At 74.0% G+C, this 16,679-nt stretch carries 18 protein-coding genes; 13 read left to right on the forward strand and 5 right to left on the reverse strand.

The annotated features are described in order from the left end of the window. Positions 1 to 21 precede the first annotated feature (21 nt). Positions 22 to 504 carry an ATP-binding protein gene (locus IE108_RS07295; RefSeq protein WP_064726712.1) on the reverse strand — a complete coding sequence of 161 codons (483 nt, stop codon included), beginning with the start codon at positions 502 to 504 and terminating at the stop codon, positions 22 to 24. A gap of 214 nt (positions 505 to 718) precedes the next feature. Here IE108_RS07295 and IE108_RS07300 point away from each other — a divergent pair, with 214 nt between their 5' ends. Then, on the forward strand, positions 719 to 1,579 hold the full coding sequence (locus IE108_RS07300) for a helix-turn-helix domain-containing protein (RefSeq protein WP_064726713.1): 861 nt from the start codon (positions 719 to 721) through the stop codon (positions 1,577 to 1,579). 21 nt (positions 1,580 to 1,600) lie between these two features. Next, on the forward strand, positions 1,601 to 1,831 hold the full coding sequence (locus IE108_RS07305) for a DUF397 domain-containing protein (RefSeq protein ID WP_064726714.1): 231 nt from the start codon (positions 1,601 to 1,603) through the stop codon (positions 1,829 to 1,831). Positions 1,832 to 1,876: 45 nt separating this feature from the next. Here IE108_RS07305 and IE108_RS07310 read toward each other — a convergent pair whose 3' ends face one another. Then, positions 1,877 to 3,004: an 8-amino-7-oxononanoate synthase gene (locus IE108_RS07310; protein WP_064726715.1), complete on the reverse strand. Its 1,128-nt coding sequence runs from the start codon at positions 3,002 to 3,004 to the stop codon at positions 1,877 to 1,879. A gap of 151 nt (positions 3,005 to 3,155) precedes the next feature. On the opposite strand from IE108_RS07310, the gene bioB reads away from it, so the two are divergent. From bioB to mug, 10 genes are all read left to right on the forward strand, one after another. Beyond that, complete coding sequence (gene bioB / locus IE108_RS07315) at positions 3,156 to 4,376, forward strand: biotin synthase BioB (protein ID WP_064726716.1); 1,221 nt, start codon at positions 3,156 to 3,158, stop codon at positions 4,374 to 4,376. Next, entirely contained in the window at positions 4,369 to 5,655 is a 1,287-nt protein-coding gene (locus IE108_RS07320) for an adenosylmethionine--8-amino-7-oxononanoate transaminase (RefSeq protein WP_064726717.1), read from the forward strand. The genes bioB and IE108_RS07320 overlap by 8 nt, the downstream gene beginning before the upstream one ends. A 1-nt stretch (position 5,656) precedes the next feature. Beyond that, a complete protein-coding gene (bioD, locus tag IE108_RS07325) occupies positions 5,657 to 6,373 on the forward strand; it encodes a dethiobiotin synthase (RefSeq protein WP_189397593.1) in 717 nt (238 codons plus the stop codon). A gap of 93 nt (positions 6,374 to 6,466) precedes the next feature. Further along, a complete protein-coding gene (locus tag IE108_RS07330; RefSeq protein ID WP_064726719.1) occupies positions 6,467 to 7,150 on the forward strand; it encodes a class I SAM-dependent methyltransferase in 684 nt (227 codons plus the stop codon). A gap of 192 nt (positions 7,151 to 7,342) precedes the next feature. Next, positions 7,343 to 7,768 carry a GNAT family N-acetyltransferase gene (locus IE108_RS07335; RefSeq protein WP_064726720.1) on the forward strand — a complete coding sequence of 142 codons (426 nt, stop codon included), beginning with the start codon at positions 7,343 to 7,345 and terminating at the stop codon, positions 7,766 to 7,768. A 119-nt stretch (positions 7,769 to 7,887) separates the two neighbouring features. Beyond that, positions 7,888 to 9,282, forward strand: a complete 1,395-nt coding sequence (locus IE108_RS07340) for a hemolysin family protein (protein ID WP_064726721.1) — start codon at positions 7,888 to 7,890, stop codon at positions 9,280 to 9,282. Next, positions 9,279 to 10,301, forward strand: coding sequence for a hemolysin family protein (locus tag IE108_RS07345; RefSeq protein ID WP_064726722.1), 1,023 nt, complete (start codon positions 9,279 to 9,281; stop codon positions 10,299 to 10,301). The genes IE108_RS07340 and IE108_RS07345 overlap by 4 nt, the downstream gene beginning before the upstream one ends. Positions 10,302 to 10,377: 76 nt before the next feature. Continuing rightward, positions 10,378 to 11,160 (forward strand): SGNH/GDSL hydrolase family protein, encoded by a 783-nt coding sequence (locus tag IE108_RS07350; protein WP_064726723.1) that lies wholly within the window; start codon positions 10,378 to 10,380, stop codon positions 11,158 to 11,160. An 86-nt stretch (positions 11,161 to 11,246) separates the two neighbouring features. Beyond that, positions 11,247 to 12,689 carry an adenylosuccinate lyase gene (gene purB, locus IE108_RS07355; RefSeq protein WP_064726724.1) on the forward strand — a complete coding sequence of 481 codons (1,443 nt, stop codon included), beginning with the start codon at positions 11,247 to 11,249 and terminating at the stop codon, positions 12,687 to 12,689. Further along, a complete protein-coding gene (gene mug / locus IE108_RS07360) occupies positions 12,686 to 13,243 on the forward strand; it encodes a G/U mismatch-specific DNA glycosylase (RefSeq protein WP_079163803.1) in 558 nt (185 codons plus the stop codon). The genes purB and mug overlap by 4 nt, the downstream gene beginning before the upstream one ends. Before the next feature lie 12 nt (positions 13,244 to 13,255). Here mug and IE108_RS07365 read toward each other — a convergent pair whose 3' ends face one another. From IE108_RS07365 to IE108_RS07375, 3 genes are read right to left on the reverse strand one after another with little or no spacing between them, the layout of a single operon-like run. Next, complete coding sequence (locus IE108_RS07365; protein ID WP_064726726.1) at positions 13,256 to 13,699, reverse strand: RNA-binding protein; 444 nt, start codon at positions 13,697 to 13,699, stop codon at positions 13,256 to 13,258. A gap of 58 nt (positions 13,700 to 13,757) precedes the next feature. After that, entirely contained in the window at positions 13,758 to 14,483 is a 726-nt protein-coding gene (locus tag IE108_RS07370) for a hypothetical protein (protein ID WP_064726727.1), read from the reverse strand. Positions 14,484 to 14,485: 2 nt separating this feature from the next. Then, the gene (locus IE108_RS07375) at positions 14,486 to 15,406 is read right to left on the reverse strand and encodes an ABC transporter ATP-binding protein (RefSeq protein ID WP_064726728.1); all 921 of its coding nucleotides are present in this window, start codon (positions 15,404 to 15,406) and stop codon (positions 14,486 to 14,488) included. Positions 15,407 to 15,514: 108 nt separating this feature from the next. Between IE108_RS07375 and IE108_RS07380 the strand changes: the two genes are divergently transcribed. After that, positions 15,515 to 16,669 carry a sensor histidine kinase gene (locus tag IE108_RS07380; protein WP_064726729.1) on the forward strand — a complete coding sequence of 385 codons (1,155 nt, stop codon included), beginning with the start codon at positions 15,515 to 15,517 and terminating at the stop codon, positions 16,667 to 16,669. The last annotated feature ends 10 nt before the right edge of the window (positions 16,670 to 16,679 follow it).

The following is a 16,679-nucleotide window of genomic DNA, read 5'->3' on the forward strand; positions in this document are numbered from 1 at the left end:
ATGACGGCGCCGCGTCCGCCGTCATCCCCTCGGGTGCGCCCCGTACTCGGCGGCCGTGGCCGGCCCGGGGGCTACCGGCCGGCCGGGGGCGGTCCAGGGGAGTTCGACGCAGACGGTCTTGCCGCCCTCCCGCGTGGGGTGGACCCGCAGCCTGCCGCCGCACTCGGCGGTCAGCCAGCGGATGATCACCATGCCGCGCCCGTTGTCCTGCTGCACGGCGGCGGGCAGGCGCTTGGGGAAACGCGGATGGCTGTCGGTGACGCCGATGCGCAGCCGCTCGTCCCGGTCGAGGGCGAGGTCCACCGTGAAGGTGGGGGACTGCCCGAACGTGTGCTGGACCGCGTTGGTCGCCAGTTCGGAGACGATGAGCCGGACCGTGTCGGAGAGGTCGGCGTCGGCCGGCAGGCCCCACTCGACCAGCGTGCCGGCCACGTAGGTCCGCGCGGCGGCCACCGAGGCGGGATCGCTCGGCAGCGTGACGGATGCTTCCAGGTGATCTGCCATGGCGACGTCGTCCCTTTCTCACGGGACCGCGGTCCGGCACGGGCCGGATGGTTCGAGTACGGTCCCGGACTGGTGCTTCGCCGCCAGACTGCCATCACCCGGCCCGCGAAGGGCGGCGATCCACCAAGATATGCATATATCTGTCGCTCGAAGCGGTGAACTCTGCGACGGCAGAGCGGATTTGGGCGGCCCATAAGGAGTAAGGGAGTGGCCCATGCAGCACGGTCCCGTGGTGCGCCGCCGGAAGCTGGGCGCGGAACTGCGCGCCCTGCGCACGACGGCGGGCATCACCAGTGGAGAGGCGGCGCGGCTGGTGGGCTGGCACCAGTCGAAGGTCAGCCGGATCGAGACCGGCACGAGCGGGGCGAAACCGTCCGACGTCCGGTTACTCCTCGACGCCTACGGCGTGCACGACGACCAGTTGCGCGGCCTGCTGGTGATGCTGGCGCGCTCCGACGACGCGGGCGGCCGGCACCACTGGTGGCACGCCTACCGGGGGGTGCTGCCGCCCACCTACCGCGACTTCATCAGCCTGGAGTCGCAGGCCGGCGCGATGCGCACGCTGGAGACGACGGTGGTCCCCGGCCTCCTCCAGACCCCGGAGTACGCGCGGGAGGTGACGCGGGCGGCTGTGGACGGGATGCCCGAGGAACGGCTGGACGCGCTGGTGGAGGTGAGGCTGGCCCGGCAGGACGTGCTGCGCGGCGATCCGCCGCTGGAGCTGAGCGCGGTGCTCGACGAAGCGGTGCTGCGGCGGCAGGTGGGCGGGCCCGGGGTGATGGCCCGTCAGCTGGAGCGGCTGGTGGAGGAGGCGCGGCTGCCCCATGTCAGGCTCCAGGTATTGCCCTTTGCCGCCGGGGCGCACATCGGTGTTACCGGCCCTTTCGTAATCTTCTCTTTTTCGAACACTTCTGATCTGGACGTGGTTGTTCTAGACCACTTGACGAGTAGCCTGCACCTCGAACGGAAAGAAGACCTAGAGGCCTATACCGAGGCCTTCAACGCCCTTCTGATCCATGCCCTTTCGCCCGAGGACTCGTTGGACTTCATCGCCGCGACCGCGGCAGGCGCGTAAGGAGGCACCATGTCAGGCTCCATGTCCGAAATCCCGGGGCACATCCCTGCCGGCACCGATCTCACCGGCGTCCGGTGGCTGCGCAGCAGCTACAGCACGGGAGCGAACAACTGCGTGGAGACGGCCCGGCCGCCGGCCGGCCGCTGGGCCGGACTGCTCGCGGTGCGGGACTCCAAGAACCCGGCCGGGGCCGCCCTGCTCTTCTCCCCCGAGAGCTGGACGTGCTTCACCGCCGGGGTACGCCGGCCCTGACCGTCCCGCGGGGCGTCGGACGACGCACGGCCATGCCACGCCGACTCATGGTCGCGTCTCGCCGATCACCCGTACCGCGTGTGCGATCTGTTCCCCGGAGAGGTCCGCCCTGGCGGTCAGCCTGAGCCGCGAGACCCCGTCCGGCACGGAAGGAGGACGGAAGCAGCCCACGGAGAGCCCGGCCGTGCGGCAGTCGGCCGCCCACCGCACGGCCGTCTCCGCGGAGGGCGCCCGCACCGAGACCACCGCGGCGTCCGGCCGCACCGCCGCCAGGCCCGACGCGGTCAGGCGCGCGTGCAGTTCGGCGGCGACGGCGCGGGCCCGGGCCGCCCGCTCCGGCTCGCGGCGCAGCAGGGTCAGCGCCGCGAGGGCCGCGCCCGCCGCGGCGGGGGCGAGGCCGGTGTCGAAGATGAACGTCCGGGCGGCGTTGACCAGGTGGCCGATCACCCTGGCCGGTCCCAGCACCGCGCCGCCCTGGGCGCCCAGCGACTTGGACAGCGTGACCGTGGCGACGACGTCGTCCCGGCCGGCCAGCCCCGCGGCGTACGGGGCGCCCCGGCCACCCTCGCCGAGGACCCCGAGTCCGTGCGCGTCGTCGACGACCAGACCCGCGCCGTGCTCGCGGCACGCCTCGGCGAGGGCGGCCAGCGGAGCGGCGTCGCCGTCGACCGAGAAGACCGTGTCGGAGACGGCGACGGCGGGGCCGTCGTGCGTGGCCAGCGCCTTGCGCACGGCGTCCGGTTCGGCGTGCGCCACGACCTGGGTCGTACCGCGGGCCAGCCGGCAGCCGTCGATCAGCGAGGCGTGGTTGCCCGCGTCCGAGACGACCAGGCTGCCGTACGGGGCCAGCGCGGTGACCGCGGCGAGGTTGGCCGCGTAGCCGGAGGAGAAGACCAGCGCGGCCTCGAAGCCGCAGAATCCGGCCAGTTCGCGCTCCAGCTCGGTGTGGAGCTCCGTCGTGCCGGTCACCAGACGGGAGCCGGTCGAGCCGCCGCCCCAGGTGCGCGCCGCGCGGGCCGCGCCCTCGGTGACCTCCGGGTGCCGGGCCAGTCCGAGGTAGTCGTTGCTCGCCAGGTCCAGCAGGGGCGAGTCGGCCGGGCGGGGGCGCAGAACCCGTACGAGCCCGGCCTCGCGGCGCGCCCGGTCCTGCTCGTCGATCCAGCCGAACGCCATGGGTCGGTCCTTCCGGGAATTTGTAGGCAGTGGACAGACACTAGCGGCACCGCCACCCCCGCGAGGTGTGGCAATACCCACACGTCGATCTGTCAGTGTTGTGCAAACTCTCCTTGGCCGCGAGCGGCCCCTTAGGACAGGATCGGCTCCCATGGACCTGCTGAACACGCTGGTGGACAAGGGGCTTCGGCGCGAGTCGCCGACCCGCGAGGAGGCGCTCGCCGTCCTCGCCACTTCCGACGACGACCTGCTCGATGTGGTGGCCGCGGCCGGCAAGGTGCGCCGGCACTGGTTCGGGCGGCGGGTGAAACTCAACTACCTCGTCAACCTCAAGTCGGGCCTGTGCCCCGAGGACTGCTCCTACTGCTCGCAGCGGCTGGGCTCCAAGGCGGAGATCCTCAAGTACACCTGGCTCAAGCCCGACCAGGCCACCGCGGCCGCCCGCGCGGGGGTGGCGGGCGGCGCCAAGCGGGTGTGCCTGGTGGCCAGCGGACGCGGCCCGACCGACCGGGACGTGGACCGGGTCTCGGACACCATCAAGGCCATCAAGGAGCAGGACGGGTCCGTCGAGGTGTGCGCCTGTCTGGGGCTGCTCTCCGACGGCCAGGCGGAGCGGCTGCGCGAGGCGGGGGCCGACGCCTACAACCACAACCTCAACACGTCCGAGGCGACGTACGGGGACATCACGACCACGCACACGTACGCCGACCGGGTGGACACGGTGCGCAAGGCGCACGCGGCCGGTCTCTCCGCCTGCTCGGGTCTCATCGCCGGGATGGGCGAGAGCGACGAGGACCTGGTCGACGTGGTCTTCTCGCTGCGGGAGCTGGATCCGGACTCGGTGCCGGTCAACTTCCTGATCCCGATGGAGGGCACGCCGCTGGCCAAGGAGTGGCACCTCACCCCGCAGCGCTGCCTGCGCATCCTGGCGATGACCCGGTTCGTCTGCCCGGACGTCGAGGTGCGCATCGCCGGCGGGCGCGAGGTCCATCTGCGGACCATGCAGCCGCTGGCCCTGAACCTGGCCAACTCCATCTTCCTCGGCGACTACCTCACCAGCGAGGGCCAGGCCGGCCATGCCGACCTGGAGATGATCGCGGACGCCGGCTTCGAGGTGGAGGGCGCCGACCGGGTGACCCTGCCGGAGCACCGGGCCCCGGTCGGGGACGGCGGCTGCGGCTCCCACGCGGAGGGTGCGGCGGGCGGCGGCTGCGGGTCCCACGCGGACGGTGCGGCGGAGGGCGGCTGCGGCTCGCACGCGTGCGGCGGGGTCTGCGCGCCGACGCCGGCGGCACGGACCGAGGAGGCCCGGACGGACCTGGTGGCCGTGCGCCGCCGCGGCGCCGGAACGGATCTCGCGCCCAATGCCTGAGCCCGCGCTGACGGTGGACGAGCTGCTGGCGCTCGACCGGCGGCACGTCTGGCACCCGTACGGCCCCATGCCGGGGCGGCAGGACCCGCTCGTCGTGGAGTCGGCGAGCGGGGTGCGGCTGCGTCCCGCGGACGGCTCGCCCGAGCTGGTGGACGGCATGTCCTCCTGGTGGTCGGCGATCCACGGCTACAACCACCCGGTGCTCAACGAGGCCGCCCGCGACCAGCTGGAGCGGATGAGCCACGTGATGTTCGGCGGGATCACCCACGAGCCGGCGGTCCGGTTGTCGAAGCTCCTTGTCGACATGTCGCCCGAGGGCCTGGAGCACGTCTTCCTGGCCGACTCCGGGTCGGTGTCCGTGGAGGTCGCCGTCAAGATGTGCCTCCAGTACTGGCGTTCGCTGGGCCGCCCCGGCAAACGCCGCCTGCTGACCTGGCGCGGCGGCTACCACGGCGACACCTGGCAGCCGATGTCGGTGTGCGACCCCGAGGGCGGGATGCACGAGCTGTGGTCGGGCGTCCTGCCGCGCCAGCTCTTCGCGGATGCGCCGCCGGCGGAGTACGAGGAGACGTACGCCGACCACCTGCGGTCCCTCGTGGAGCGGCACGCCGAGGAGCTGGCGGCGGTGATCGTCGAGCCCGTGGTGCAGGGCGCCGGCGGGATGCGGTTCCACTCCCCCGCCTATCTGCGCGTGCTGCGCGAGGCCTGCGACGAGCACGGCGTGCTCCTGGTGTTCGACGAGATCGCGACCGGCTTCGGACGCACCGGCGCGCTGTTCGCGGCGGACCACGCGGCGGTGACGCCGGACGTGATGTGCGTGGGCAAGGCGCTGACCGGCGGCTATCTGACGATGGCGGCCACCCTGTGCACGTCCCGGGTGGCCGACGGCATCTCGCGCGGCGAGGTTCCGGTGCTGGCGCACGGGCCGACCTTCATGGGCAGTCCGCTCGCGGCGGCCGTGGCGTGCGCGTCGATCGGACTGCTGCTCGGCCAGGACTGGCTCGCCGAGGTCAAGCGGATCGATGCCGGGCTGCGCGACGGTCTGGCTCCGGCGGCCGGGCTGCCGGGCGTCAGGGACGTGCGGGTGCTGGGCGCGATCGGCGTGGTGCAGCTCGACCACGCCGTCGACATGCGGGCGGCGACGGCGGCGGCCGTCCGCGAGGGCGTGTGGCTGCGGCCCTTCCGCGACCTGATCTACACCATGCCGCCGTACGTCACGGGCGACGCGGACGTCGCGCGCATCGCCCGCGCGGTGTGCGCGGCGGCGGGAGAGGGATGACATGCCGGTACTGGTGATCACGGGCACGGGCACGGAGATCGGCAAGACGGTCGTCACGGCCGCCGTGGCGGCGACGGCGCTGGCGGCCGGCCGGTCGGTGGCCGTGCTCAAGGCCGCGCAGACGGGCGTGGCGCCGGACGAACCGGGAGACGCGTGGGAGGTGGCACGCCTCGCGGGACCGGTGACGGCCGCCGAAGTGGCCCGCTTCCCCGAGCCGCTGGCGCCCGGCACGGCGGCGCGCCGGGCCGGACGGCCCCCGGTGCGCCCGGTGGAGGTGGCCGAGGCCGCGGGCAAGCTCGCCGCCGAGCACGACCTGGTGCTGGTCGAGGGGGCGGGCGGACTGCTCGTCCGCTTCGACGCGGAGGGCGGGACCCTCGCGGACGCCGCGTCCCTGCTGGGCGCGCCGGTGCTGCTGGTGGCGGCGGCCGGCCTCGGCACACTGAACACCACGGAGCTGACGGCGCGTGAACTGCGCGCCCGCGGTCTCGAACTGCCCGGCGTGGTGATCGGCAGCTGGCCGGAGGCCCCGGACCTCGCCGCGCGCTGCAACCTCGCGGACCTCCCCGACGTGGCCGGCGCCCCGCTGCTCGGCGCCGTTGCGGCCGGGGCGGGCGATCTCGCGCCCCCGGTCTTCCGGCGGGCGGCGCCCGGATGGCTCGCGCCGCCGCTGGACGGCACGTGGGACGCGGCGGGCTTCGGGCGGCGAGAGGCGCCCTGACCGGGACGGCGCGCTCGGGAGCCGGTGCGGTGGGTGCGGGGCGGCCCCGCGGGGGAGAATCGCGGTAAGGCACCACCTCGTGAGGGAGGGCCCATGCCGCTGCGATCCGCCCGCGGAGTGCCGCGGGACGCCGTGCACCACCCGCTGTTCGCCCGCTACTACGCACGGGCCAGTGCGGGCGCCGAGACCCGGATGGGCCTGGGAGGCCTCCGCGAGCGGCTGCTGGCCGGGCTGTCCGGGCGGGTGCTGGAGATCGGCGCGGGCAACGGGCTGAACTTCTCGCACTACCCGGGCGCCGTCTCGGAGGTCGTCGCCGTCGAACCTGAGCGGCTGCTGCGGAAGTTGGCGGTCGAGGCGGCGCTGCGCGCCCCGGTCCCGGTGGACGTGGCGCCCGGCGCGGCCGAGGCACTGCCGGTCAAGAGCGAGGCCTTCGACGCGGTCGTCGTCTCGCTCGTGCTGTGCAGCGTGCGCGACGTGCCGCGGGCCCTGGCGGAGGCGCGGCGGGTGCTGCGGCCCGGCGGCCAGGTGCGGTTCTTCGAGCACGGGCGCGGTGGCGGCAAGGCGATGGCCTTCACCCAGCGCGCCCTGGACCGGACGCTGTGGCCCCCGCTGTCCGGCGGCTGCCATCTCTCCCGGGACCCGGTCGCCGCGCTGCGCGACGCGGGGTTCGCGCTGGGTCCGTACCGGCGGGTGATGGTGCCGGAGAACGGTCCGGCGCTGCCCAGTTCGTACTGCGTCCTCGGCACCGCCTGGCGGCCCGCGGAGGCCGAGGTTTGAGCGCGGGACCCCCGTCGCGTGCCGCGGGCGGGAATGTGCTGGCGGCCGCCGCCCGCGGGTGACTGACCCCGAGCCGCAGGGCCCCCGCTCCCCGTACGCGCAGCGCTCGTGTCGCGTACCGGTCCGGGCCGGTCTCCGTCCGCATGCCGGAATTCCCGTACCGGTGCGCGTCCGGCGTGCTGGGATCGCGCCATGACCGATCTGCGCATCCGGGCCGCCGGGCCCGAGGACCTGGACGCCGTGCTCGCCTTCTGGAAGACGGCCGCCGAGGGCACGAGCATCAGCGACGACCCCGAGGGAGTGGAGCGGCTGGTCGCCCGCGACCCGGAGGCGCTTCTGCTGGCCGAGCGGGACGGGGAGCTGGTGGGCACGGTCGTCGCGGGCTTCGACGGCTGGCGCTGCCACCTGTACCGGCTGGCGGTGCACCCGGAGCGGCGGCGCCAGGGCATCGGCACCGCGCTGCTGGCGGCGGCCGAGGAGCGGTTCGTCCGGCTCGGCGGGCGCCGCGGTGACGCGATGGTGCTGCGGCGCAACGAGCGGGCGCAGCATGCCTGGCGGGCGGCCGGGTACGCGCCGGAGGAGCAGTGGCGACGCTGGGTGAAGCCCCTCACGGACTGAAAGGTTGAGCACCGGCCCATGAGCAGGTCCCCCGACGGCAGGGCTCCCGGCGCCTCCCCCGGCGCACGACATCGCGCGAACCACCGGCTCCTGGCCGATCATGGAGCCGAGGTGACCCGATGACGGAAGTGCTCCTGCTGCTGGTGGCGGTCCTGCTCTCGCTGATGTGCGGCGCGTTCGTCGCGGCCGAGTTCTCGCTGACCACCGTCGAACGCGGCGAGCTGGAGCGGGCGGCGGAGCGGGGCGAGCGGGGTGCGGCGGGCGCGCTGAAGGGCGTACGGAACCTCACCTTCCAGCTCTCCGGCGCGCAGCTCGGCATCACGGTCACCAACCTCGTCGTGGGCATGCTCGCCGAACCGTCGATCGCGGCCCTGATCTCGGGCCCGCTGGAGGCCGTGGGACTGTCGGGTTCGGCGGCCTCGTCCCTGGCGCTGGTGCTGGGCACGGCCCTGTCGACGGTGTTCCTGATGATCGTCGGCGAGCTGGTGCCGAAGAACTGGGCGATCTCCTCCCCGCTGGCCGTCGCCAAACGGGTGGGCGGCCCGCAGCGCTGGTTCAGCGCGGCCTTCCGGCCCTTCATCACCCACCTGAACAACACGGCCAACCGGATCGTGCGCCTGTTCGGCGTGGAGCCCGCCGAGGAGCTGGCGTCCGCGCGGAGCCCGCAGGAGCTGGCGGCGCTGGCCCGGCACTCGGCCAAGGAGGGGGCGCTGGAGCCCGACACCGCCGAGCTGTTCGTCCGGACGCTGAACCTGGCCGACCTGACGGCCCAGCAGGTGATGACGCCGCGCGTCCAGGTCATCGCCCTCGACTCCCGGGCGACCTGCGAGGACGTGGCCAACGCGACGCGGGCGACCGGGCTGTCCCGGTTCCCGGTCTTCCAGGAGAGCCTCGACGCCGTGGTGGGCACCGCCCACGTCAAGGACGTCCTCGCGGTGCCCGCGGAGCGGCGGCCCCGGTTGCCGGTGTCCGAGCTGATGCGCGAGCCGCTGCTGGTGCCGCAGACGCTGACCGTGGACCGGCTCCTCGACCGGCTCTCGGGCCGGCGCACCATGGCCGTCGTCATCGACGAGTACGGCGGAACGGCGGGCGTGGCCACGCTGGAGGACATCGTCGAGGAGGTGGTCGGCGAGGTGCGCGACGAGCACGACCCGCACGAGACGCCGGACCTGGACCCGGCCGGCACCGACGCGCGGGGCCGCGCGCTGTACTGGGCCGACGGTTCGGCCCGCGTGGACCGGCTGGCGCGGGTCGGCCTGCGGGTGCCCGAGGGCCCGTACGAGACGGTCGCCGGGCTGGTCGCGGCCGGGCTGGGGCGCATTCCGGCCGTCGGCGACACCTACGAGGTGGCCGGCTGGCGGCTGGACGTCGTGGACGCCACGGGGCGCAGGGCGGCGCGGGTGCTGATGCACGCACCTCTCACGGACTCCGGTGACGCCGCTGACGAGACGCACACGGCCGGGGGCGCGCGGGGCGCGGGCGGCGGGCGCGAGGACGGGGAGGGCGGCCGGTGATCGCCGTACAACTGCTGATCGGTCTGGCGACGCTCGTCGTCAACGCGTTCTTCGTGGGGGCCGAGTTCGCGCTGATCTCGGTGCGCCGCAGCCAGGTGGAGCAGTACGTCGAGGAGGGCCGGGAGGGCGACCGCCGGGCGCGGAGCGTGCTGTGGGGTCTGGAGCACGTCTCGGCCCTGATGGCCGCCGCGCAGCTCGGCATCACCCTGTGCACGCTGGTCCTCGGCGTGGTGGCCGAACCGGCGATCGCGCACCTGCTGGAGCCGGTGTTCCACGCGGTGGGCCTGCCGTCCGGCGTGGGGCACGCGGTCTCCTTCGCGATCGCCCTGACGGTGGCGACGTACCTGCACATGCTGCTCGGCGAGATGGTGCCGAAGAACATCGCGCTGGCCGAGCCTGTGCGCAGTGCCCTGCTGCTCGGGCCGCCGCTGGTCGCGCTGTCCCGGGCGCTGCGGCCGGTGATCTTCACGGTCAACGCCTTCGCGAACGCCCTCCTCAAGCTGCTCAGGGTGGAGACGAAGGACGAGGTGTCGGCCACCTTCACGGACGCGGAGCTGGCCGAGATCGTGAAGGACGCCGGAGACGCCGGGCTGATCGACGACCGGGCCCAGGAACGGCTGCACGACGCCCTGGAGCTGGGCCGGCGGCCGGTGCGGGACGTGGTGCTGCCGCTGGAGCGCGTCGTCCACGCGCGCGTGGGCATCACGCCCGAGCAGCTGGAGCGGCTGTCGGCCCAGTCCGGCTTCTCCCGGTTCCCGGTCGTGGACGACGGGCGGCGGATCGTCGGCTATCTGCACGTGAAGGACGCCCTGGACGCCTCGCCGCGGGACCTGCCGTTCCGGTTGCGGGACATGCGGCCGATCGCGCGGGTGCGGGAGAGCACTCCGCTCGACGACGTGCTCACCGCGCTGCGCCGCAGCCGTACGCACCTGGCCGCCGTGCTCGGGTCCGACGGACGGCTCGCGGGCCTGGTGACCATGGAGGACGTGCTGCGGGAGCTGTTCGGGCAGCGGACCTGAGCGGGCGGGCCGGACGCGGCGGTCCGGGAGGCCGACCGACCGCCGGGTATGTGCAGGGGCTACCATTTCTGTCGCCATGCAGACGAACCCCACTCACAGCAGCCTCGTCGCCGTGGGCGACTCCTTCACCGAGGGCATGTCGGACCTGCTGCCCGACGGCTCCTACCGGGGCTGGGCCGACGTCCTCGCCGCGCGGATGGCCGCCCGCTCCCCCGGCTTCCGGTACGCCAACCTGGCCGTGCGCGGGAAGCTGATCGGGCAGATCGTCGACGAGCAGGTGGGCGTGGCCGCGGCGATGGGGGCCGACGTGATCACGCTGGTGGGCGGGCTGAACGACACGCTGCGGCCCAAGTGCGACATGGCGCTGGTGCGGGACCTGCTGACCCAGGCGGTGGAGCGGCTGGCCCCCAGCTGCAAGCAGCTGGTGCTGATGCGCAGCCCGGGCCGCCAGGGTCCGGTGCTGGATCGCTTCCGGCCCCGCATGGAGGCCCTCTTCGCGATCATCGACGACCTCGCCGCCCAGCACGGTGCCGTGGTCGTGGACCTGTACGGAGCGCGTTCGCTGGCCGACCCGCGGCTGTGGGACGTGGACCGGCTGCACCTGACGGCCGACGGCCACCGCCGGGTCGCCGAGGCCGTGTGGCAGGCGCTGGGCCACGAGGCCGAGGACCCGGAATGGGACGCGCCGGTCCCGGCCACGCCGCCGCCCGGCTGGATGACCCGCCGGACCACGGACGTACGGTTCGCCCGGCAGTACCTGCTGCCCTGGATAGGCCGCAGGCTGACGGGCCGCTCGTCCGGCGACGGCCTGCCGCCCAAGCGCCCCGACCTGCTGCCGTACGGGGACACCGCGCCCTGAGCCGCGCCCGGCCTCGTGGCCTCGTAGCTTCCGACGAACAACCCCGCGGCGCTGGCCTGCACGAATCGCCAGTAGAATCCGTACACGTGACTTCCGCTCCCGCCAAGCCCCGCATCCCCAACGTCCTCGCCGGACGCTACGCCTCCGTGGACCTCGCCACGCTCTGGTCGCCCGAGCAGAAGGTGAAGCTGGAGCGCCGGCTCTGGCTCGCCGTGCTGCGGGCCCAGAAGGACCTCGGCATCGAGGTGCCCGACGCCGCGATCGCCGACTACGAGCGCGTCCTCGACCAGGTCGACCTGGCCTCGATCGCCGAGCGCGAGAAGGTCACGCGGCACGACGTGAAGGCGCGGATCGAGGAGTTCAACGACCTCGCCGGGCACGAGCACGTGCACAAGGGCATGACCTCCCGCGACCTGACGGAGAACGTCGAGCAGCTGCAGATCCGGCTCTCGCTGGAACTGGTCCGCGACCGCTCGGTGGCCGTCCTGGCCCGCCTCGGCAAGCTGGCCGGCGAGTACGGGGAGCTGGTCATGGCCGGCCGCTCCCACAACGTCGCCGCGCAGGCCACGACGCTGGGCAAGCGCTTCGCGACCGCCGCCGACGAGCTGCTCGTCGCGTACGTCCGGGTGGAGGAGCTGCTCGGCCGCTACCCGCTGCGCGGCATCAAGGGCCCGGTCGGCACCGCCCAGGACATGCTGGACCTGCTCGGCGGGGACGCCGGCAAGCTCGCGGAGCTGGAGCGGCGGATCGCCGGTCACCTGGGCTTCTCGCAGGCCTTCACCTCGGTCGGCCAGGTCTACCCGCGCTCGCTGGACTACGAGGTGGTCACCGCTCTGGTGCAGCTCGCGGCGGCTCCGTCGTCGCTGGCCAAGACCATCCGGCTGATGGCCGGGCACGAGCTGGTCACCGAGGGCTTCAAGCCCGGCCAGGTCGGCTCCTCGGCGATGCCGCACAAGATGAACACCCGCTCCTGCGAGCGCGTCAACGGCCTGATGGTGATCCTGCGCGGCTACGCCTCGATGACCGGCGAGCTGGCGGGCGACCAGTGGAACGAGGGCGACGTCTCCTGCTCGGTGGTGCGCCGGGTGGCCCTGCCGGACGCGTTCTTCGCCCTGGACGGCCTGCTGGAGACCTTCCTGACCGTGCTCGACGAGTTCGGCGCCTTCCCGGCCGTCGTGGCCCGCGAGCTGGACCGCTACCTGCCGTTCCTGGCCACCACCAAGGTGCTGATGGGCGCGGTGCGGGCCGGGGTGGGGCGCGAGCTGGCGCACGAGGCGATCAAGGAGAACGCCGTCGCCTCCGCGCTGGCGATGCGGGAGCAGGGCGCCGAGCGCAACGAGCTGCTCGACAAGCTCGCCGCCGACGAGCGCATCCCACTGGACCGGGCCGGTCTGGACTCGCTGATGGCGGACAAGCTCTCCTTCACGGGCGCCGCGGCGGACCAGGTCGGGGCGGTCGTGGGCCGGATCGAGGAGATCGTCAAGCAGCACCCGTCGGCCGCCGCGTACACCCCCGGGGCCATCCTCTGACCCGCTTCACCCGGGCCGAGCTGGAGGCCGCCCGCGACCGTCTCGTACCGGACGTCGTCGCGGACGGCCTCCGTGTCCTGTTCTGCGGCATCAACCCGGGGCTGATGACGGCGGTGACGGGGCACCACTTCGCCCGCCCGGGCAACCGCTTCTGGCCGGTGCTCCACCTGTCGGGGTTCACGCCCCGGCGGCTTGCGCCCTCGGAGCAGGACCTGCTGCCGTCGTACGGGCTCGGGATCACCAACGTGGTGGCGCGGGCCAGCGCGCGGGCGGACGAGCTGACCGCCGAGGAGTACCGGGAGGGCGGGCTGCTGCTGGGCCGGAAGGTGGCGCGGCTTCGGCCCGAGTGGCTCGCCGTGGTGGGGGTCACCGCCTACCGGGCCGCTTTCGACGACCGGCACGCGCGGGTGGGGCCGCAGGAGCGGGTCTTCGGCAGTACGCGCGTGTGGGTGCTGCCCAATCCCAGCGGGCTCAACGCGCACTGGACGACCGAGACGATGGCCGAGGAGTTCGCGAGGCTGCGGGTCGCGGCGGGGGCCGGAACGCAGGCGTAGGGAGCGGAACGGTCACGGTGGTGCCTGCTCGGTGACCACCGCCAGCAGCCGCACCTCGTCCGCCTCGTCCCGGTCGGCGACGGCCACCGCGATCCAGCGGCCGGTGCCTTCGGCCTCCCAGAGGTAGGCCACGCGGGCGCTCGCGCTCAGCCCGGCCCACGGCTCGGGTATCTCCTCCCCCGCGGTCCGCAGCAGGACCGTCTGGAGGTTCAGCACGTCGCCCTCCTCGCCCCAAATGACGGCGAGCCGCCCGTGGAGGGCGTCCCGCTCCTTCTCGTACTGCTCCACCGTCACCGCCCGCTCCGCCGGGCACCCGCCGCGCAGGCCGTGGCTGGTCTCCAGCACCGCCGTGAAGTGACCGGGAGCCCCGGCGCCCGCGTCCGACGGGCCGTGCCCCGCCGGGAACGGGCGGTGGCACAGCTCGTCGATGAGGGCGATGTGCCGTGCGATGTCCATGCCGTCCAGTAAACCGGCCGGGACTGACAATTGGCGGCCCGTCAGCCGGGTCGGGCGGTCAGGCGTCCCCGCGCCGCAGCCGCCGGGCCCCCGCGAGGAGCGCGGCCCCCGCCCACAGCGCCGTCACGCCGAGTCCCGTCCAGGGGCCCAGGTGCCCGTCGTGCGTCTGGTGGATGACGACTTGACCCGCCTTGTCCGGCAGGAAGTCGGTCGCGCCGCCCGCCACGTCGCCGATGACGAAGGAGACGACGAGGACGAAGGGGATCAGCGTGGACAGGGTGGCCACGCCGCTGCGGAACAGGGCGGTCAGACCCGCCGCGAGCAGGGCCATCAGCGTGAAGTAGGCGGCGAGGCCCACGACACCGCGGACCTGCTCGCCCGCGGTGAGCCCGGCCGCCTCGGAGCCGAGGCCCGCGCGGGCGGCGACGAGCGCGGCGGACGCGGTGAGCAGCCCCGTCCCGAAGGTCGCCGCGGCGGCCACCGTCAGCTTCGCCGCGAACCACCGCCCGCGCCGCGGAACGGCGGCCAGGGAGAGCCGGATCCCGTTGCCGTGGAACTCGGAGGACACCACCGTGGCACCGAACGCGATGGCGGCGATCTGACCGGGCGCGACACCGGAGAGGGCCATGAACAGCGGATCGAACCCCGGGTCCGAGGTCTCCGACACACCGGCCAGCGCGGAGAAGGCCGTGGTGACCGCGAAGAGGGCCAGCAGGGTGCCGCACAGCGAGCGCAGGCTGAGCACCTTGAGCGCCTCGGAGCGGAGTACGGGCGTGAAGGACATGGTCAGACCTCCCGGTGCGGTGCGGCGAACTCTGCCTCGGTGGCCGTCAGATCGAGATAGGCCTGCTCCAAAGTGGCCTCCGAGGCCGCCAGTTCGAGGATGGGCACACCGGCTCCGGACAGGGCGCGGCCGATGTCCTCCACGCGTGCGTGGCGCACGGTCCAGGAGCCGTCCTCGTGCTGCTCGGCCTGGTGCCCGTGACCGGCGAGCGCGGCCTTCAGACCGGTCGCGTCCGACGTGCGGACCCGTACCCGCGGTTGGACGCGCGCGTCGATGAACTCCCGCATCGGCAGGTCGGCGAGCAGCCGGCCCCGGCCGAGGACGACGAGGTGGTCGGCGAAGGACGCCGTCTCGTTCATCAGATGGCTGGAGACCAGCACCGTACGGCCCTCGGCCGCCAGGCGGCGCAGCAGCCCGCGGATCCAGATGATGCCCTCGGGGTCGAGCCCGTTGGAGGGCTCGTCGAGCATCACCACCTCGGGGTCGCCGAGCAGCGCGGCGGCGATGCCCAGCCGCTGGCGCATGCCCAGGGAGTACGTCCGCACCCGGCGGCGGGCGACGGGGGCGATGCCCGTCTCCTCCAGCACCTCGTCGACGCGGCTGGCGGGGAGGCGGTTGCTCGCCGCGAGCACGCGCAGATGGTCCCGCGCGGTGCGGGAACCGTGTGCGGCGTCCGCGTCGAGCAGGGCGCCGACGTGCCGCAGGGGTTCGGTGAGGGCGGTGTAGGGGCGGCCGCCGACGGTCGCCGCGCCGGAGGCCGGCCGGTCGAGGCCGAGGACGAGCCGCATGGTGGTGGACTTGCCGGCGCCGTTGGGGCCGAGGAAGCCGGTCACGCGGCCGGGGCGCACGGTGAAGGTGAGGTCGTCGACGGCTCGTCGGGTGCCGTACTCCTTGGTGAGGTTCCGGACGTCGATGCTGGTCATGGCGGCAGCTTGACGGCACGTCAAGGGGCGCGTCCTCCCCCGCCGGTGGAGATCGTCTCCCCCGTGCGGGGGAGGTCCGCTGTCAGTGGCCGCTGGCACGATGAGCCCATGGTCCGCTTTCTGCGCCCGCTGGTCCGGGGGGCTACGTACACCCGCCTCGTGTACCTGTGGGTGCCCATGCTCGTCGTGAGCGTGTGGGTGCTCGTCGACGACACGAGGATGTGGGTTCCGGCCGCCCTGCTGGTACCGGCCGGTCTCGTCCCGGCGGTGCGCACCGGTGAGGGGGTCCAGGCGCGTTGGCTTCTCACGCCGGGCCAGGAGGACACGGGTTTCTCGGTGGCCCCGGCGAAGACCTGGCGCGACCGGCTGCGCACGGTGGTGTGGCTGCAGGCCCGCCTGCTGCTGGGCCTGCTGACCGCGGGCGCCTGCGTCTGGCTGCCGATCCTCGCCGTCGAGCTGGCCCGGCTCTCCGCCGGGTACCGGGCCTACGGCATACCGGTGCTGCGGGACGCCGCGCCGCACTGGGCGTTCGCGCTCCTGGCACCGCTGCCCGTCCTCGCGCTGTACGGCGCGGTGGTGGGTCTCGGTGCCCTGGCGACGGCGGGCGCCCGCGCGCTGCTCGGCCCGTCCGCCGCCGAGCGGCTCACCGCCCTGGAGGAGCGCACCGAACAACTCCTGGAGCGCAATCGCATCGCCCGCGAGCTGCACGACTCCATCGGCCACGCCCTGACGGTCGCGGTCGTGCAGGCGGGTGCGGCCCGCGCGGCGAACAGCCCGGAGTTCACCGAGCGGGCCCTCACCGCGATCGAGGAGACCGGCCGGGCCGCCCTGGAGGATCTGGAGCGGGTGCTCGGCGTCCTGCGCGAGACCCGGACACCGGTGAGCTCCCGGCCGACCCTCGCGGACGCCGGCCGGCTCCTGGAGTCCGCGCGCGTCTCGGGGGCCGAGATCGATGCCGAGGTCACCGGCCCGCTGGAGACGCTGCCGGGCCCGGTCTCCCGCGAGGGGTACCGCATCCTCCAGGAGTCGCTGACCAATGTGCTGCGCCACGCGGGCGCGGTGCCGACCCGGGTCCGCGTGGCGGTGGCGGAGGGCGCGCTCACCCTGGAGGTGCGCAACCCGCTGCCGGACACCCGGGCTCAGTCCGCCCGCGGCAGCGGGCTGCGCGGCATCCGCGAGCGGGCCGCGCTGCTCGGCGGCCGGGCGCGCACCGGGCCCGACGGGGGCGACTGGCGGGTGCGGGTCGAGCTGCCGCCGGGCTGATCTACGCTGG

The organism is Streptomyces parvulus (genome assembly GCF_014648855.1).
Classification (GTDB): domain Bacteria; phylum Actinomycetota; class Actinomycetes; order Streptomycetales; family Streptomycetaceae; genus Streptomyces; species Streptomyces parvulus.

Bases quoted from the DNA above. Each gene is read 5' to 3' on its own strand.
- IE108_RS07295 (WP_064726712.1), bottom strand. From the start codon at position 504: ATGGCAGATCACCTGGAAGCATCCGTCACGCTGCCGAGCGATCCCGCC.
- IE108_RS07300 (WP_064726713.1), top strand. From the start codon at position 719: ATGCAGCACGGTCCCGTGGTGCGCCGCCGGAAGCTGGGCGCGGAACTG.
- IE108_RS07305 (WP_064726714.1), top strand. From the start codon at position 1,601: ATGTCCGAAATCCCGGGGCACATCCCTGCCGGCACCGATCTCACCGGC.
- IE108_RS07310 (WP_064726715.1), bottom strand. From the start codon at position 3,004: ATGGCGTTCGGCTGGATCGACGAGCAGGACCGGGCGCGCCGCGAGGCC.
- bioB (WP_064726716.1), top strand. From the start codon at position 3,156: ATGGACCTGCTGAACACGCTGGTGGACAAGGGGCTTCGGCGCGAGTCG.
- IE108_RS07320 (WP_064726717.1), top strand. From the start codon at position 4,369: ATGCCTGAGCCCGCGCTGACGGTGGACGAGCTGCTGGCGCTCGACCGG.
- bioD (WP_189397593.1), top strand. From the start codon at position 5,657: ATGCCGGTACTGGTGATCACGGGCACGGGCACGGAGATCGGCAAGACG.
- IE108_RS07330 (WP_064726719.1), top strand. From the start codon at position 6,467: ATGCCGCTGCGATCCGCCCGCGGAGTGCCGCGGGACGCCGTGCACCAC.
- IE108_RS07335 (WP_064726720.1), top strand. From the start codon at position 7,343: ATGACCGATCTGCGCATCCGGGCCGCCGGGCCCGAGGACCTGGACGCC.
- IE108_RS07340 (WP_064726721.1), top strand. From the start codon at position 7,888: ATGACGGAAGTGCTCCTGCTGCTGGTGGCGGTCCTGCTCTCGCTGATG.
- IE108_RS07350 (WP_064726723.1), top strand. From the start codon at position 10,378: ATGCAGACGAACCCCACTCACAGCAGCCTCGTCGCCGTGGGCGACTCC.
- IE108_RS07365 (WP_064726726.1), bottom strand. From the start codon at position 13,699: ATGGACATCGCACGGCACATCGCCCTCATCGACGAGCTGTGCCACCGC.
- IE108_RS07370 (WP_064726727.1), bottom strand. From the start codon at position 14,483: ATGTCCTTCACGCCCGTACTCCGCTCCGAGGCGCTCAAGGTGCTCAGC.
- IE108_RS07375 (WP_064726728.1), bottom strand. From the start codon at position 15,406: ATGACCAGCATCGACGTCCGGAACCTCACCAAGGAGTACGGCACCCGA.
- IE108_RS07380 (WP_064726729.1), top strand. From the start codon at position 15,515: ATGGTCCGCTTTCTGCGCCCGCTGGTCCGGGGGGCTACGTACACCCGC.